Below are 15,760 nucleotides of genomic sequence, written 5' to 3'. Positions count from 1 at the left end.
GAAAATTCATTCCACTAACGAGTAATTATGTATCCTCTACACTATAACTTAGGAATATTTATTCCGCAAAATCCGCATCATCATAATACAAACCTTGTTTAAAACAAGATGTTTCGTGAGAATTAAAAAAATTGACCTAATTCCCCTTTGAGCACTATAATAAATTAGAATATTTATTCTAATTAACATACTTAAAAATTTGGAATGGGGGATCTTCTAATGATTCATTATACCGATAAAGTCGCGCTTATCACTGGAGCATCTGCTGGGATCGGTAAAGTATTCGCAACTGAATTAGCTGCAAAAGGATGCCATGTCATTTTAGTCGCCCGATCCAAAGAAAAACTCGATTCCCTCGCTTTGGAGCTTGCTTCCAAATACCCTATTCACACTTATTCCATAGCGCAGGATTTATCTAAGCCCGGCTCCGTAGAAGAACTGGCTGATCAGATTCGCACTTTGGGACTCCAAGTAAACATTTTGATCAATAATGCTGGCTTTGGAACCTTTGGACGCTTTGAGGAAATATCGCCAGAACGTGAGCAAGAAGAGATCCGCCTAAATATAGCTTCTTTAGTCGCAATGAATCATCAGTTTCTTCCGGAGATGCAACGCCGCAAAGACGGTATTATTATTAATGTCGCTTCTGTTGCAGCCTTTCAGCCCGCACCCTATATGGCCGTTTATTCAGCAACGAAAGCATTCGTACTCTCTTTCTCCGAGGCGCTCTGGGCAGAAAATCGCGATCGAGGCGTTAGGATTTTGGCGCTTTGCCCTGGTGCGACTGAAACGGAGTTTTTTAAGGTTACTGGATCAGATGCTGCCTCAGGAAGAAAGCTCGCCTCTCCAATCGATGTTGTGAAGACCGGCTTTCGGGGAATCGAAAAGAAACGGAGTTACATTATCGCGGGAAAACTAAATTATTGGGCATCCCAGGGAAGCCGACTTCTTCCGCGCAAGCAGGTAGTCACGTTGATGGAACGAATGGTTCGCCCCCATTCTAGTTTATGAAATGTTGGTTTAAAAGCGATGTCCAATTCTCCGTTTAGATGCTTAAGCATCTAAACGGAGAATCATTAAGGATTGAATTATCAGGGCGCAAAGATTTGCAGCTCGTGCTCGATACCGAAAGAAACCCGCTGTACGCAAGGCCACAGTTCTCCAAGCTCATAACAGGAAGGAAGATTGACGGATATGAGAAACGCTAGCCACTTCCGCCATTTTTGCAAACAGCCCAGCAAGCCAAGACAAATGCCTTAATTATAGCAAAAAAAAGAACGGCATCTCTGCCGTTCTTTCTGTGATGGACTCTCAGGGGCTCGAACCCTGGACAAATAGATTAAGAGTCTACTGCTCTACCAACTGAGCTAAGAGTCCATATGAAGTTTGGTGGAGCCAAGGGGGATCGAACCCCTGACCTCATCGCTGCCAGCGATGCGCTCTCCCAGCTGAGCTATGGCCCCAAACGTAATTTTCAGATGTATGTAATCACACATTTTAGAATCAAGTTCGGTGTATTTAAGTCATTCTGACAAACTCAAGCGCCGTAGGCGACTCCTATATAATATAAAAAATCGCCTTCGCTGTCAACACTTTTTTTTAGTCATTAGACTAGCCACAACCCTACAATCTGTCCAGATCCCCAGTGCTCTTAGATAACAGACCCTTCAGTTCCTTCATAAACATGTTAATATCCTTGAACTGACGGTATACAGACGCAAAACGAACGTATGCGACTTCATCTACTGGATAGAGCTGTTCCATAACCAGTTCACCGATCTGTTGGCTCTCCACTTCAGCTACGGCGATACCTCGCAGGGATTTCTCTACCTCAGAGACGATCTTCTCTAAACGTTCTACAGAGACAGGCCGTTTCTCACAGGCACGTATTAAGCCCCGAAGTATTTTATCACGGCTGAATTCCTCACGGCTGCCGTCTTTTTTGATCACGATTAACGGAGTTTCCTCGATCATTTCAAAGGTTGTAAACCGTTTGCTGCAACGCTCGCATTCACGCCTGCGGCGGATGGACTTATTCTCATTTGCTGGTCGCGAGTCGAGTACTTTAGTATTTGTGTGATCGCAGTAAGGGCATTTCATAAGCTTCATCACTTCCTATTACATAATGTTTTTTGTCCCGGTATGTTAAACATCCGGCTTTTAAAAGGGTATTTCATTTTTTCCAGAAATCACCGTTTATTTGTTGTAATGATTATGGCAAGTCCGGCACATAATACAGTTACCAACAGAGGAGGTGAACAGCAATGAGCCAAAACAACAGCTCCAATAACCTTGTAGCTCCAAATTCCCGCGGTGCTTTGGAACAACTTAAATATGAAGTTGCCCAAGAACTCGGAATCACGCTTTCCCCAGATGGTTACCAAGGCAATAAAACTTCTTATGAAAATGGTTCGATCGGTGGTTACATCACTAAACGTCTTGTAACCCTGGCAGAACAACAATTGGCAGGTCAATACAAATAACCTGTCCACATAAGCTTACTGAAGAAGTATTAAACGATCGCAAGATCGTTTAGTACTTCTTTTTATACATAACACGGTTTTAGAATTCGTTGTAAATATCCGTGTACTGATCATAGTAATAGTTGACGCGCTGTACATAATGGCGGGTTTCACCAAACGGAATATCCTTAATCGTAGCATCCGTTCCATCCCAGATCCCCTCATCCAGCCATTTTTGAACTTTACCCGGTCCAGCATTATATGCAGCGATAACTGCTGTAGGTTTACCTTCGAATTGACGGGATAATGTTGAAAGATACCAGGTACCTAGTTCAATATTTGCTGATGGTTCATGCTTTAGCTCCTCCATAGATACATCAGGGAGCTTGGCCTTTTCCAGGGCCCATTTGGCGGTATCCGGCATAAGCTGCATTAAACCTATAGCACCTTTTTTGGATTCTCGTCCAGTTTTGAAGTTCGTTTCCACTCGGATAATTGAAGCCACTAGAAATGGGTCAATATCGTACGTAACGCTGTGCTTACGGATCTCATCTTTATAATGGATCGGATAAAACCAGGACATCCAGTTCGTACTCAGAAACAATATCGCAGTAAAACCAATGAATAACAGAAGAAGGACTCTTTTTTTACGTAACCATTTCATAATAAGCCCAGCCTGTCCCAAAGAACAGCAACCTGTTGCTCAGTGTGCGCAAGTTCGCCACTGTTGTCAATGATATAGTCCGCTTTGTTACGCTTCGCTTCAATATCCATCTGTGCATTTAAGCGTGCTTCTGCTTGTTCTAAAGAAAGTCCGTTACGTTCCATTAATCGAGCGATTTGCACTTCACGAGGCACGTAGACCACCAGTATTTCATGGAACATGTTCTCGAGTCCTGATTCGAAAAGAAGAGGGATATCCACAATTGTTAACTTCTTTGGATCTTCTTCCTCCATGCTGTTCATACGTTCTTTAATCTCCCGCCGGATTGCGGGATGCGTCAGATTGTTCAGGGCTTGCAGGGCCGCTGGGTCTTGAAATACAATGTCCCCCAGCTTGCCCCTATTCAGTGTGCCATCCGGAGAGAGGATCTCGCTTCCGAATTGTTTCACAGCCGCAGCCAGCACCTCATGACCGGGGAGCATAACCTCTCTGGCGATCACATCCGCGTCAACCAGCCTCGCTCCCTTGCTCACAAGCAGTGCGGACACCGTGCTTTTTCCGGATGCAATGCCTCCGGTTAAGCCAATAATCATGTACTCACCTCATAATAGCTTCAGTATTCCCATTGTAATTAATAATAACGCGGGTAGTGCAGCAGCATGCTTCATCCAGTAGTTCCCGGCGAATTTTAATCCAGTCTTCATGCCCAGCAATAGAAATGTACCACTAAACAGAGCAATTGTAAGTGATGTCCATATTGGATTGAAACCGAGTAGTGCTGCGCCTAGTCCGGCTCCAAAGGCATCTAGTGAGAGGGCAATCCCGAGCAGCATCGCTTCCATCGAAGAAATACTTCCGGAATCATCCATATCCGCAGATGACGGTGTACGCAAGATCTGTACAACAATCCCCAACCGCCGTAGCTCAAGGGAAAAGACAGCTGACTTTACTTGCTCAGGAGCTGTGGCAGCCTGTTCTGCGACATCTTCAGTATCAACAGCTATCTCTGGCCCAGCTTCTGTGGATAGCACATTTTCTTCACGATCTACTTTACGTTCACCAGTCTGTTCCTTCTCTTTCTGCATTAGCATCTGAATGAGCGACCAACAACCCATTAGCACGAGTATAACAGCGCCAACCTCAGAAGCTGCATGTGGAGACACTACCTTAGCAAGCAGAACACCCACTTGCATAGATACACAGATAACTACCCCCGAACAAAGCGAGATAATCAGAACGGAGAGCAATGGTATTTTCATTTTACGCAGTCCATATGTAATACCAACACCAAAACCATCCAAACTCAAAGCAAAAGCTAGTAATAGCAGTGAAAAAAATGGGCTGAGCACCCGCAATCCCTCCTGTGAAGAACCGGAACACTGAACAATACACTTCAATCAGCTTCCGTTCTCTATTAAGCATTCTTCACACAGTATATGGGCGGGACAAGTAGTGGGTGCCAACCTAATTACATCTTCAGTTTTCTGACTTGCGCTGACAGCTTGGACAATAATGCGTGCCACGGCCACCTACAACAGTTTTCTCAATCATTGTTCCACAGTTATTACACGGCTGATCTTTACGACCGTAAATCAACAGCTGTTGTTGATAAGTGCCGCTCTCACCTTGACCATTCACATATGATTTTACAGATGAACCCCCAGCGTTTACCGCTTCCGTCAGCGTGCTGACAATAGCGTGATGTAGCTGATCGAGTTGATCATCCGATAGATCCTTAGCGCTGACTTCTGGATGAATCCCTGCACGATGTAACGACTCATCTACATAAATATTACCTATGCCGACGATATATTCCTGATTCAGCAGCAGCGATTTAATTTTTGTGCTTTTGCCTGATACAATCTGCTTAAACTTCTCCGGCGTAAAGGACGGCTCCAGCGGTTCCTGCCCTAGCTTATTAAGAGGAGGAAGCTGAAGGTCTTCACCAATCTGAAAAAGATGCATCGTACCAAACTGACGAACATCCGTATAACGCAGTTCCGTGCCGTCGGTAAAATGGAATATCACATGTGTATGCTTGTCCAGTGGATCATCTTTCGAAAAAAGTCCGTAACGGCCCTCCATCCGTAAATGAGATACCAGCACCAGACCGTCTAGCACGATGCGCAAAAATTTCCCTCTTCGTTCAACATTAACAATGCTATGACCTGCGAGCAGGTTGGCAAAAGCCTGAATATCATCCGGTCGCTGAATTATCCGAGCCAGCCGGACGGTTACACTATCTATCTGCTTTCCATTAACTAAATCATTCAGTGTTCTCTTGACTGTCTCTACTTCCGGTAATTCCGGCATGATGTCTTCACCTCAACTACATTATAGCTGATATGCACACCTTAAAGGGAGCCTATTTCGCTTCGTACCAATTGCTACCAAAACTTACCTCTGCTTTAAGCGGTACAGATAACTGCAATGCTCCACCCATCACTTCCGGCAAAAGCGTCTTCATGAGCTCCATTTCATCCTCTGGTACCTCGAATACAAGCTCATCGTGCACCTGAAGCAGCATACGGCTCTTTAGCCCGCGCTCATAAAGCGCCTTGTCCATATGCACCATCGCCAGCTTAATAATATCAGCGGCAGTTCCTTGGATAGGTGTATTCATTGCCGTACGTTCTGCAAAAGAACGTAGATTAAAGTTCTTCGCATTAATCTCAGGCAAGTAACGACGACGTTCCAGTAATGTGGTTACATAACCATGTTTCCGTGCTTCTACTACGATATCGTCCATATATCTCCGAACGCCCTGATATACCTCAAAATACTGCTCAATAAATTGAGCGGCTTCTTTACGGGGAATATTCAAGTTCTGCGACAGACCATAATCACTGATTCCATACACGATCCCAAAGTTAACGGCTTTAGCAGCACGGCGCATATTGCTATCAACCTGATCAGCCGTAACTCCAAACACATCCATCGCTGTCTTCGTATGGATATCCATATCATGTAGAAAAGCTTCCTTCATCCGCTCATCACCAGAGATATGTGCCAATACTCGTAGTTCGATCTGCGAATAGTCCGCTGCCAAGATCGACCAGCCCGGTTCGGACGGAACGAACACCTTACGGATTTTGCGTCCTTCCTCTAGGCGGATAGGAATGTTCTGCAGGTTCGGATATTGACTGCTGAGACGTCCGGTAGCCGCAATCGTCTGCCGATAGAAGGTATGCACCTTCCCTGTTTTCGGAGATATTTCTTTAAGAAGTCCTTCTACGTATGTAGACTGGAGCTTCGCAATCGTGCGATATTGCAAAATCAAACGTACCACGTCATGATAAGGCGCTAGTTTCTCAAGCACCTCAGCATCAGTGGAATAGCCTGTCTTCGTCTTCTTAACAACAGGCAAACCTAGCTTAACGAATAAAATTTCACCCAGTTGCTTTGGTGAATTCAAATTGAACTCCGTGCCACTTAATTCGTATATTTCAGTGACCAACTTAGAAATTTGAGCTTCGAATTCTTTACCTAGCTCTTTAAGATCCTCTTCGTTGACTGCGATTCCTTGTTTCTCCATATCCGCGAGAATACGTGATAAAGGCATCTCCAAATCTTCGAACAGTCCGGTCATCGCTGTCTCGACAAGCTCCTGTTGTTGCTTCTGAGCAATCCCGAGAACCGCAGCACTCTTACGTGCGACGTGATTTCCTAAGATTTCAAGCTCAGGAATCTTGTATTTAGCGCCTTTTCCGAATACCTCTTCATCTGGAGATAAGCGTGGTAAGCCGTATTTAGTAGCTAGATCATTTAAGTTCTGATTTGCTTCCGTCGGATCCAGCAAATAAGCCGCCAACTGTACATCATGAGCCGCACCTGCAAAAGCAATGCCTTGCCAATGGAGCGCCAAATCTGCACGATGAAGATCATAGCCGCTCTTCGGAGCCTTTTCATTTCCTAACCAATCGCGCAGCTTCGCAGCAGCTGGTGTCTGCAGTAATTCAAACGGTACATAATAATGCCGCTCCAGAGAAGATAACCCTACCCCGATTACCTCAGCACGATGCGGATTATCCCCATTGGACTCCACATGTAATGCAGAAATACTAGGCAGCGCTTCATTCAGCGTCTCCAGTTCATTTTCACCCACGATCGTAATATCAAGGGTCGCGGCTTCTACTTCTGCAGCACCTTCTTCACCATCATTAACAGGAGTGTAGGCACTTAGATCTAAGCGCTCCAAAAGTGATTTGAACTCCAATTTAGCGAGTGCAGGCCCAGCTGTATCCGCAGAAATTCCGTTAAAGACCATATCATCCCATGAATGCTCCAGAGGCACTTCACGATAGATGGTCGCCAGTTTCTTACTCATTACAGCGTCTTCTGCATGAGCTTCCAGCTTTTCTTTCATTTTGCCTTTAAGCTCACCTGTTCCCGCTAATACACCTTCAACCGATCCGAATTGATGCAACAGCTTGAGTGCAGTTTTTTCACCCACACCGGGAACTCCCGGAATGTTATCACTCGCATCGCCCATCAGTCCTTTAAGGTCTATGATCTGCTCTGGGGTTAGGTCATATTTCTCACGAATTTGTTCCGGTCCATAAAGCTCAACCTCAGTAACTCCTTTGCGGATTAGCGCAACGGTCGTGTGTTCAGAAGCCAATTGAAGCATATCCTTATCCCCCGACACGATCATAACCTGCCGGCCTGCTTCATCGGCTTGGCGAGAAATGGTTCCAATAATATCATCGGCCTCATAATTGCTAATTTCAAACTGCGGTACCCCTAGATTAGTGAGCAATTCTTTCAATAGCGGGAACTGCTCGGAGAGCTCCGGAGGTGTCTTTTGCCGACCGCCTTTATAATCCTCATAACCTTCATGCCGGAATGTGACTTTCCCTGCATCAAATGCAACAATCATATGCGTCGGCTTATGTTCTTCAATTAAACGGAGCAGCATCGTTGTGAAACCGTACACCGCGTTCGTCTGTTGCCCTGCTGTATTCGTTAACGGGGGCATCGCGAAGAAAGCGCGGTAAATAATATTATTTCCATCTATAAGTATCAACTTGTCCATAGTGCACCTCGCCTTTATCATGCTTACTCCTTACATATTAACATATGGCCTGTCTAAGTAGAAACGCCTATACAACAAGTAGCCGTCCTAATATAAGGACGGCTACTTAATTTACCTAAAATTAACAAAAGATATGATGGTGCAAGTAATGGAGGAGAGGTTTGGAGACAACAGCGGCCGAAAGTCCAAACATTCTCCGCAGTTACGACAAGTAACAAACATCTTTTGAATCAAAGCTATTCATTCAAATCTGGACGACTACCGGTAACCAAGTAAACTACACTTTCACCAATGTTAGTAGCATGATCGCCAATCCGTTCGATATAACGGCCTACCAGCGTCAATAACATAGCTTGGGATACTGTCTCCGGCTTTGTTACCATATAAGAATACAACTCATTAATCATCGCACCATACAATTGATCGACCTGATCATCATCCTGTGCCATTTTATAAGCCAGATCAGTGTTCTCATCCAGATAGGACTGGATTGCCTCATCGATCATAATTGTCACGATTTCAGCCATACGAGGGATGTCTACAAGCGGCTTAATCAACTGCTGGCCTTGTAGACGCATGGTCGCCTTAGCTACATCAAGCGCCAGATCACCCATGCGTTCCAAATCGCTTGAAATCTTAAAGGCAACGATAATGCGGCGCAAATCCTTAGCTACGGGCTGCTGCGTAATAATTAAGCGTGAGCCAATTTCCATGATTTTATCTTCCATGGCATTCAACTGTAGATCCGCTTCAACAACTTCCTGTGCGAGCGTTGTATCTAGATTTTGTAATGCATTAATTGCACCTTCAAGAGCATCTTTAACATGCTCACCCATCTGCTGCAGCAGACTGCGCAGCTCTTCCAAGTCTTTATCAAATTCTTTTCTGCGAATCATAATAAGAGCGATCCTCCTCATTAACGTATGGTCAGCTTGCCATTTCCAGGGACGAGCACCCTTTTACTACTGATCAGCCGAAACGTCCGGAAATATAATCTTCTGTGCGGGAATCTTTAGGGTTCGAGAAAAGCACCTCTGTGTCCGCCGCCTCTACAATTACACCATTTAAGAAAAATACAGTTCGACCGGAAACACGTGCCGCCTGATGCATGTTATGAGTAACCATAACAATTGTATACTCATTTCTTAGTTCCTGAACAAGCTCTTCTATCTTGAGTGTGGATACAGGGTCGAGTGCAGAGGTTGCCTCATCCATTAGCAAAATATCAGGCTGTACCGCTAGCGCTCTAGCAATACACAGCCGTTGCTGCTGTCCACCGGACAAGCTAAGGGCAGATTTCTTCAGAAAATCTTTCACTTCCTCCCATAGGGCGGAGTGACGCAAGCTTTTTTCTACGATCTCATCCAGCTCACTTTTGGAGCGGATACCGTGTAGACGGGGACCGTAAGCTACGTTGTCATAAATCGATTTTGGAAAAGGGTTCGGCTGTTGAAACACCATACCGACCTGCTTACGCAGGCTTTCCACCTCTACCTCATCACTATAAATATTTTTGCCACCGATGTTTACAGTTCCTTCTATACGTGTGCCAGGAATCATATCATTCATACGATTCAATGTGCGAAGCAACGTAGATTTCCCGCAACCGGAAGGTCCAATAAAAGCGGTAACCTGTTTCTCCGGAATTTGCAGATTCACATTCTTCAGTGCGTGGAACGACTCATAGTAGAGATCAAGATTCTCTATGTCAATGATGGATTTCATTAGTGTTTACGTCTCCTTCTCATCATCTTCGATCTCCATGATAAGCTTTTAGTGTAAATACAGTTGGAGAGAAATGTTAACGCAATGTAAAATCAGTGAGATGAATGGATTCACATCACAGTATTTCCCCAGAAGCTAACTAGTACTCCAAACTATTCTTATTTATGAAATGTATAGAAAAAATAGAACTCCAGTCATCCTAAATGACCGGAGCTCTCTTTTTATTAACAACCAGTTTATAGCCTACGCCCCGAATCGAATCGATATGAACCGATTCTGGATCTAGCTCAAGCTTTTTACGGAGTGAACTCACATGTACGTCCACTGTACGCTGTCCACCAATGTAATCAAAGCCCCATACAGCATTCATGAGATCATCTCTCGTCAACACAACTCCTGGCTTACGCGCCAAATATAACAGTACTTCGAACTCTTTAGGCCGCAAGTTAATACTATGCCCACCGAGGGAGACTTCATATCTCTCAGGGTATATCTCTAATTGACCTAAAATAATGGTAGAAGCAGAGATAGGTGTTTCTGTCGGTGCTTCTTCAGCAAGTCCAGAAATCCGCCGAAGTACAGCACTTACTCTTGCAAGTAGTTCGGAGACGCCGAATGGTTTGGTGATATAATCATCAGCACCTGATTTCAACCCTCTAACTACATCTTCTTCCGCATTTTTGGCGGTCAACACAATAATAGGTGTTCGGATACCTTGTCCACGCAATTTATCAAGGATGTCAATGCCATTCATACCTGGCAACATCAGATCTAATACGATCAAGTCAAAAGGTTCCCTCGTCGCACGATCATATCCTGCCGTACCATGATCCTCTACTGTCACCTCGTAACCTTCCTGCGTTAAGTTATAGGACAGCAGCCGGGCCAGTGTCGGTTCGTCTTCAATGACAAGCAATCGTTGAGCCATAGGTTCCCCCGTCTTCCATATAGTTTGATTTTTACAAAACAACAACAAAACAATCATATCACCATAATGTTAACTTGGTGTAAAATCGAAAGGTGAATTTACAGAAATCTAATCCACCTTTTCTTCCTGCAAGAGCGGCAACTCAATAATAAATGAGCTTCCGATCCCCAAATCACTTTTTACCGAAATCACACCATGGTGCATATCTACCAAGTGCTTCACAATAGACAGCCCCAGTCCAGTTCCGCCGGAGCTTCTAGATCTTGCCTTATCCACCCGATAAAATCTTTCAAAAATACGCGGCAGATCCTTTTTGGGAATGCCCATCCCTGTATCGGTAACGGTAAATTGAACATTCTCAGAACCATCTGGCTTCAGTATATTCTTAACATAGACTTTTACGCTACCCCCTTCATGCGTGTAATTAATCGCATTGGAGAGCAAATTCATGAAAATTTGACGCAGTTTATCCTCGTCTGCCTCAATGAACAGCTCCTCAGGAACCTCAACATTAAGACTAATATTCTTCTTCTCAGCCACTTTGCTAATGGTTCCTAGCACAGAATCAAAGAATTCAATGATATGAACAGGTGAACAATCGAGCTGCACACGTTTTGATTCGATTTTAGATAATTCTAAAATATCTCCTATTAATCGATTTAAACGTTCGTTCTCATCATAAATAATTTGCAAAAAGGAACGGGCTGTCTTCTCATCCTTAACCCCACCACCCAGCAAGGTCTCGGCAAAACCTTTAACAGCAGCAACCGGCGTCTTCAATTCATGGGATACGTTAGCGACGAATTCACTCCGCATCCGCTCAAGTCGACGTATCTCTGTTACCTCTTGCAGAAGGAAGAGCATCCCTCTGTAGGACCCATCCTGGATCATTGGTACTGCGTCCATACGTATAATTCGTTCTCTAGGATTGTAAATACTCCGTTCTTCATGGAGCGGTTCTTTACTCGATACTCCTTCTTCAAGCAGACGAGTCAGTTCATAATGACGTTTTAGCTCTTTGTACGAATGACCCGCCATTTCACTGTTGCTAACATCCAGCATATGCTCCGAAGCCCGGTTTAGCAGGGCAATTTCTTCGTCCGCATTGATCATTATGATGCCGCCAGTCATATTGTCCAGTACGCTTTGCAGCAGATCTTCATTATCACGAATGGTCTTAAGCTGAGCCTGAAGACTGTCAGCCATGGCATTAATCGCTGTTGCCAGCTGCCCAACCTCATCTTTGCGCTTCAAGTGGACTCTTGCATCATAATCAAGATCTGTTATCCGCCGTGCGACTCTCGTAATTTGTTCAAGCGGTGAAGTCATGCTCGATGCCACTTTATAGCTAACAATAGTTGCTAACAGGAATAAAACAACTAGCCCCCCAGCCATTATCATCCAAGCACGATTAAGCCCTTCCGTTACTGCATCAAGTCCCATCGAGACCCGAATGTATCCGTCAAAACCCTGATCCGAGGTTACCCGCTCAGCTACATAAAGCATCTCGCGATCCAAAGTTTCGCTGTAACGAATGGCTCGCCCAGTCCCCTCTTTAGCCGCAACAATCTCCTCTTCACGATCAGAGTGATTGTCCATCTCCAGCGGATTTTTCTCTGAATCCCCTAAAACTTTACCTGATTTACCAATAAAAGTAATCCGGGAATCTAGAAGCTTGGCGATATGCTCAGCCTGCTCCGTATAATACGAAATTGCATTAGAGCCGTCCATATCTACAAATTCCAATGTACCAGCGAGTAGATTTATTTCCCGGGACATGTTCTCCTCGAGAGCAGCTATATGGGAGCTCTTAAACAGATGAGCCATCGTAAATCCAGTGCCAATCATGGAAATGCCGATTAAGGCCATAAGTATAAACGTAAGACGCGCGCGAAACGGTTTCATCTAAAGTGTGCCTCTCCCTTTATCGTTGTATCTTTTATCCTAACTTCATTTTCATCAAAAAACCAGTGCTACTATTTTCGTGAAACAAATCCCCACTATAATAGATTATATAAAAATAACAGCCCAGTTTGATCATCTCTGGACTGTTACTTTGTATTACTTTTGTAAAATATCGTGTTTTCATTCTATGCAGGTTGCAAGAAACCACTGATTGCCCTGAATATCTCTAATCCCCGCTCCTCTTTCTCCATAAGACTTGTCCAGAGGTTCTTCAATGATAGATGCCCCGGCGTCCAAGCACTTACGAAAGGTCTCATCCACATTTCTTACATAGAGATGAATCGCGAGCTGTACTGGTGAATATTTCTCGTTAGCTTCAGAAACCTCTATGATTGAATCCCCAATTCGCAGCTCGGCATGTCTAATCTTTCCTTCATCATTCCGCAGCATATCATTAATTCTAGCATCAAAGCAGTTCACAACAAACTCAATCAATCGATCTGCACCTTCGACGATAAAATACGGGGTAACATTCAGAAGACCATTTCTAATATAATGCGGTACCATTCATCTACCTCCTTTAGACAAGCTCGGTAAATAAGGTCATCCTCTTTATACCTTATTTACCGAGCTGTAAATCACCTTATTTAAACACAGGCTCTTTGAACTGGGTTAGCTTGGCTGCGGAATCTTTCTCTACATCTGCGTGCAGACTGTTGCCATGGGCATCCATCGTTACTATAGCAGCGAAGCCCTCCACATCCAAATGCCACATCGCCTCAGGAATACCAAATTCCATGAAATCAACCGCATTTACTTTCTTGATGCATTCCGCATAATACTGTGCAGCGCCACCAATTGCATTGAGATATACGCCCCCATGCTCCTGAAGGGCTTTTAATGTTTTTGGACCCATTCCACCTTTTCCGATGACGGCACGAATTCCAAATTTTTTGATAATATCGCCTTGATAAGGCTCTTCACGGATACTAGTAGTCGGACCTGCTGCTTTAACATGCCAGCCTTCCTCGTCCTTCATCATTACAGGACCACAGTGATAGATCACGGCACCGTCCAAATCCACCGGAGCGTCATGATCCATTAGATATTTATGAAGTGCGTCACGGCCCGTATGCATTTCACCGGATAAAATGACTACATCCCCAACTCGTAAACTCCGGATATCCTCTTCACTAATCGGTGTGGTCAGACGTACTTCGCGAGATTCAGTAGCTGCATTGTTGTCTCCTGCACCTGGGACTTCTGATTCGGATGCCTGATCCCTTCCATCCTCTACCGAGATCCCTGTTCCGCTCTCATATAGCCACTCCTCAATATTGCCGGTTGATGGATCAACCAGTACACCTTGGCGGCGGAACGCCCAGCAGTTATACGCAACAGATACGAAAAAGCTGGCTGGGAGACGATTCATAACGCCGACCTTACAACCAAGCAGCGATACTTCCCCACCAAAGCCCATTGTTCCTATGCCCAGCTTATTGGCATTCTCCATGATGTAATCTTCCAGTTTACTGAGATCCTCTATCGGATTAACATCCTCCACTTTACGGAACAACTGCTTCTTAGCCAGCTCATACCCTGTCGTGCGGTCGCCGCCGATCCCAACGCCAATAAAACCAGCACTACAGCCTTGCCCTTGTGCCTGATAAACGGCATGGAGAATACATTTGCGGATTCCGTCCAGATCACGACCTGCTTTGCCCAATCCTTCTAATTCTGCCGGAAGGCTGTACTGGATATTCTTATTCTCACAGCCTCCACCTTTTAAAATAAGTCTAACGTCTATTTTATCTTCTTCCCACTGCTCGAAATGAATAACTGGTGTTCCTGCCCCCAAATTATCTCCGCTGTTCTCACCTGTTAGTGAATCTACGGAATTAGGACGAAGCTTGCCGTTCTTGGTCGCCCGTACGATGGCGTTATGAATATCTTTTTTCATCTCAATCTGATTGATTCCTACAGGTGTGTGAATGATAAATGTAGGCATCCCCGTATCCTGACAGATCGGAGACACTTGTGCCTCAGCCATTCCGATATTTTGAGCAATCGTAGTTAAAGCAAGACCTGACCGGGTAGCTCTGTCCTCTAGCGCGCGTCCCTTGGCGACCGCCCGGCGTACATCACCCGGCAAGTTCGTGGACGTTTCTACAATTAGATTATAAACGCTGTCTTCAAAATGCTGCATATTCATTCAAGCTCCTCTCAGCAGATCCAGATTATCTAAAGTCTGATACAATTAATATAATAATATCATACCTAGCACCGCATGAAAGGGGTTACTTTAAAATTGAACTACCATTTTTCCGCCTATTTATATCGGCTTCAATATATTCAGCGTTGGAGCCTAATGCGAAGCACCGCACCGGAGAACGTTGCTGAGCATTCTTTTCATGTTGCCCTGCTCACACATATGCTCTGTTCCATTGGTAATGTTCATTATGGGCGTTCATTAAATGCTGAAAGAGCAGCAACTATGGCCCTGTTTCATGATGCCAGCGAAGTGTTCACTGGTGACATTGCCACGCCAGTGAAATACAATAACCCTCGTCTACTTACTAGCTTCCGCGAAATGGAAAGAGTTGCTTCGGAACGCTTAACCGGTATGATTCCTTCCGAGCTTCAGGGCATTTACAAGCAACTGATGCAGCCAGAAGATAGTACTCCCGATTCGGAGGACGTCCTGCTGCATAGCTACGTTAAGGCAGCCGATCGGCTGGATGCCTACTTGAAATGTGTGTGGGAGGTTGCTGCGGGCAACCGTGAATTTGCAGCGGCGAAAGAGCAAACAGCCGCGAAGCTGCGCGGGCTCGGACTACAGGAAGTAGATTACTTCCTGACTCATATGGCACCGAGCTTTGAAATGTCGCTGGATGAGCTCTCTGCCGGAAACTAAACCCCAAGATCAATACAAAAAAAGCTCTAGTTCAGCTAATGGGACTGACCCCATAACATGAGACAAATCAAAACACCTTCAAGAGAATGGAACCTTGTCGTAAGATAAGGAGATCATCTTGGAGGTG

The 15,760-nt window shown here is 44.8% G+C and carries 16 protein-coding genes and 2 tRNA genes; 4 read left to right on the top strand and 14 right to left on the bottom strand.

The window, feature by feature from the left end; all coding sequences use genetic code 11:
* Positions 1-219: 219 nt before the first annotated feature.
* The gene (locus R50345_RS09465) at positions 220-1,011 is read left to right on the top strand and encodes an SDR family NAD(P)-dependent oxidoreductase (RefSeq protein ID WP_042126017.1); all 792 of its coding nucleotides are present in this window, start codon (positions 220-222) and stop codon (positions 1,009-1,011) included.
* A 38-nt stretch (positions 1,012-1,049) separates the two neighbouring features.
* Positions 1,050-1,208 (top strand): hypothetical protein, encoded by a 159-nt coding sequence (locus tag R50345_RS31245; RefSeq protein ID WP_156114766.1) that lies wholly within the window; start codon positions 1,050-1,052, stop codon positions 1,206-1,208.
* A 96-nt stretch (positions 1,209-1,304) separates the two neighbouring features.
* On the opposite strand, the gene R50345_RS09460 is transcribed toward R50345_RS31245, so the two are convergent.
* The 3 genes from R50345_RS09460 to nrdR form a co-directional block, all read right to left on the bottom strand.
* Positions 1,305-1,377: transfer RNA gene (locus R50345_RS09460), tRNA-Lys, on the bottom strand.
* Between the two features lie 10 nt (positions 1,378-1,387).
* A tRNA-Ala gene (locus R50345_RS09455) sits at positions 1,388-1,463 on the bottom strand.
* Positions 1,464-1,623: 160 nt separating this feature from the next.
* Positions 1,624-2,100, bottom strand: a complete 477-nt coding sequence (gene nrdR / locus R50345_RS09450) for a transcriptional regulator NrdR (protein ID WP_042126015.1) — start codon at positions 2,098-2,100, stop codon at positions 1,624-1,626.
* A gap of 164 nt (positions 2,101-2,264) precedes the next feature.
* Between nrdR and R50345_RS09445 the strand changes: the two genes are divergently transcribed.
* The gene (locus R50345_RS09445) at positions 2,265-2,483 is read left to right on the top strand and encodes an alpha/beta-type small acid-soluble spore protein (RefSeq protein ID WP_042126012.1); all 219 of its coding nucleotides are present in this window, start codon (positions 2,265-2,267) and stop codon (positions 2,481-2,483) included.
* 79 nt (positions 2,484-2,562) lie between these two features.
* On the opposite strand, the gene R50345_RS09440 is transcribed toward R50345_RS09445, so the two are convergent.
* The 11 genes from R50345_RS09440 to R50345_RS09390 all read right to left on the bottom strand — a co-directional run bounded on the left by R50345_RS09440 (position 2,563) and on the right by R50345_RS09390 (position 14,925).
* Positions 2,563-3,126 carry a lytic transglycosylase domain-containing protein gene (locus R50345_RS09440; protein ID WP_042126010.1) on the bottom strand — a complete coding sequence of 188 codons (564 nt, stop codon included), beginning with the start codon at positions 3,124-3,126 and terminating at the stop codon, positions 2,563-2,565.
* Positions 3,123-3,719, bottom strand: a complete 597-nt coding sequence (gene coaE / locus R50345_RS09435; protein ID WP_042126008.1) for a dephospho-CoA kinase — start codon at positions 3,717-3,719, stop codon at positions 3,123-3,125. The genes R50345_RS09440 and coaE overlap by 4 nt, the downstream gene beginning before the upstream one ends.
* 9 nt (positions 3,720-3,728) lie before the next feature.
* Positions 3,729-4,475, bottom strand: coding sequence for a manganese efflux pump (locus R50345_RS09430; RefSeq protein ID WP_042126007.1), 747 nt, complete (start codon positions 4,473-4,475; stop codon positions 3,729-3,731).
* Positions 4,476-4,602: 127 nt separating this feature from the next.
* Positions 4,603-5,439 (bottom strand): DNA-formamidopyrimidine glycosylase, encoded by an 837-nt coding sequence (gene mutM, locus R50345_RS09425; RefSeq protein ID WP_042126006.1) that lies wholly within the window; start codon positions 5,437-5,439, stop codon positions 4,603-4,605.
* A gap of 52 nt (positions 5,440-5,491) precedes the next feature.
* Entirely contained in the window at positions 5,492-8,161 is a 2,670-nt protein-coding gene (polA, locus tag R50345_RS09420) for a DNA polymerase I (protein ID WP_042126004.1), read from the bottom strand.
* A 236-nt stretch (positions 8,162-8,397) separates the two neighbouring features.
* Complete coding sequence (gene phoU / locus R50345_RS09415) at positions 8,398-9,057, bottom strand: phosphate signaling complex protein PhoU (protein WP_042126002.1); 660 nt, start codon at positions 9,055-9,057, stop codon at positions 8,398-8,400.
* 73 nt (positions 9,058-9,130) lie between these two features.
* Entirely contained in the window at positions 9,131-9,886 is a 756-nt protein-coding gene (gene pstB, locus R50345_RS09410; RefSeq protein ID WP_042126000.1) for a phosphate ABC transporter ATP-binding protein PstB, read from the bottom strand.
* Positions 9,887-10,085: 199 nt separating this feature from the next.
* Entirely contained in the window at positions 10,086-10,814 is a 729-nt protein-coding gene (locus R50345_RS09405; protein ID WP_042125998.1) for a response regulator transcription factor, read from the bottom strand.
* A 108-nt stretch (positions 10,815-10,922) separates the two neighbouring features.
* A complete protein-coding gene (pnpS, locus tag R50345_RS09400) occupies positions 10,923-12,719 on the bottom strand; it encodes a two-component system histidine kinase PnpS (RefSeq protein WP_042125996.1) in 1,797 nt (598 codons plus the stop codon).
* Between the two features lie 180 nt (positions 12,720-12,899).
* On the bottom strand, positions 12,900-13,286 hold the full coding sequence (locus R50345_RS09395) for a VOC family protein (protein ID WP_042125994.1): 387 nt from the start codon (positions 13,284-13,286) through the stop codon (positions 12,900-12,902).
* 76 nt (positions 13,287-13,362) lie between these two features.
* The gene (locus R50345_RS09390; protein WP_042132013.1) at positions 13,363-14,925 is read right to left on the bottom strand and encodes a fumarate hydratase; all 1,563 of its coding nucleotides are present in this window, start codon (positions 14,923-14,925) and stop codon (positions 13,363-13,365) included.
* A gap of 102 nt (positions 14,926-15,027) precedes the next feature.
* Between R50345_RS09390 and yfbR the strand changes: the two genes are divergently transcribed.
* Positions 15,028-15,633 carry a 5'-deoxynucleotidase gene (yfbR, locus tag R50345_RS09385; protein WP_156114765.1) on the top strand — a complete coding sequence of 202 codons (606 nt, stop codon included), beginning with the start codon at positions 15,028-15,030 and terminating at the stop codon, positions 15,631-15,633.
* Positions 15,634-15,760 lie beyond the last annotated feature (127 nt).

The organism is Paenibacillus sp. FSL R5-0345 (assembly GCF_000758585.1).
Lineage (GTDB): Bacteria > Bacillota > Bacilli > Paenibacillales > Paenibacillaceae > Paenibacillus_AQ.
Note: the sequence above shows the minus strand (reverse complement) of the source record. Positions and strands in the feature narration are given on the sequence as shown.

Bases quoted from the DNA above. Each gene is read 5' to 3' on its own strand.
- R50345_RS09395 (WP_042125994.1), bottom strand. From the start codon at position 13,286: ATGGTACCGCATTATATTAGAAATGGTCTTCTGAATGTTACCCCGTAT.
- R50345_RS09465 (WP_042126017.1), top strand. From the start codon at position 220: ATGATTCATTATACCGATAAAGTCGCGCTTATCACTGGAGCATCTGCT.
- nrdR (WP_042126015.1), bottom strand. From the start codon at position 2,100: ATGAAATGCCCTTACTGCGATCACACAAATACTAAAGTACTCGACTCG.
- R50345_RS09440 (WP_042126010.1), bottom strand. From the start codon at position 3,126: ATGAAATGGTTACGTAAAAAAAGAGTCCTTCTTCTGTTATTCATTGGT.
- R50345_RS09405 (WP_042125998.1), bottom strand. From the start codon at position 10,814: ATGGCTCAACGATTGCTTGTCATTGAAGACGAACCGACACTGGCCCGG.
- R50345_RS09390 (WP_042132013.1), bottom strand. From the start codon at position 14,925: ATGCAGCATTTTGAAGACAGCGTTTATAATCTAATTGTAGAAACGTCC.
- pstB (WP_042126000.1), bottom strand. From the start codon at position 9,886: ATGAAATCCATCATTGACATAGAGAATCTTGATCTCTACTATGAGTCG.
- pnpS (WP_042125996.1), bottom strand. From the start codon at position 12,719: ATGAAACCGTTTCGCGCGCGTCTTACGTTTATACTTATGGCCTTAATC.
- polA (WP_042126004.1), bottom strand. From the start codon at position 8,161: ATGGACAAGTTGATACTTATAGATGGAAATAATATTATTTACCGCGCT.
- R50345_RS31245 (WP_156114766.1), top strand. From the start codon at position 1,050: ATGCTTAAGCATCTAAACGGAGAATCATTAAGGATTGAATTATCAGGG.
- coaE (WP_042126008.1), bottom strand. From the start codon at position 3,719: ATGATTATTGGCTTAACCGGAGGCATTGCATCCGGAAAAAGCACGGTG.
- mutM (WP_042126006.1), bottom strand. From the start codon at position 5,439: ATGCCGGAATTACCGGAAGTAGAGACAGTCAAGAGAACACTGAATGAT.
- R50345_RS09445 (WP_042126012.1), top strand. From the start codon at position 2,265: ATGAGCCAAAACAACAGCTCCAATAACCTTGTAGCTCCAAATTCCCGC.
- phoU (WP_042126002.1), bottom strand. From the start codon at position 9,057: ATGATTCGCAGAAAAGAATTTGATAAAGACTTGGAAGAGCTGCGCAGT.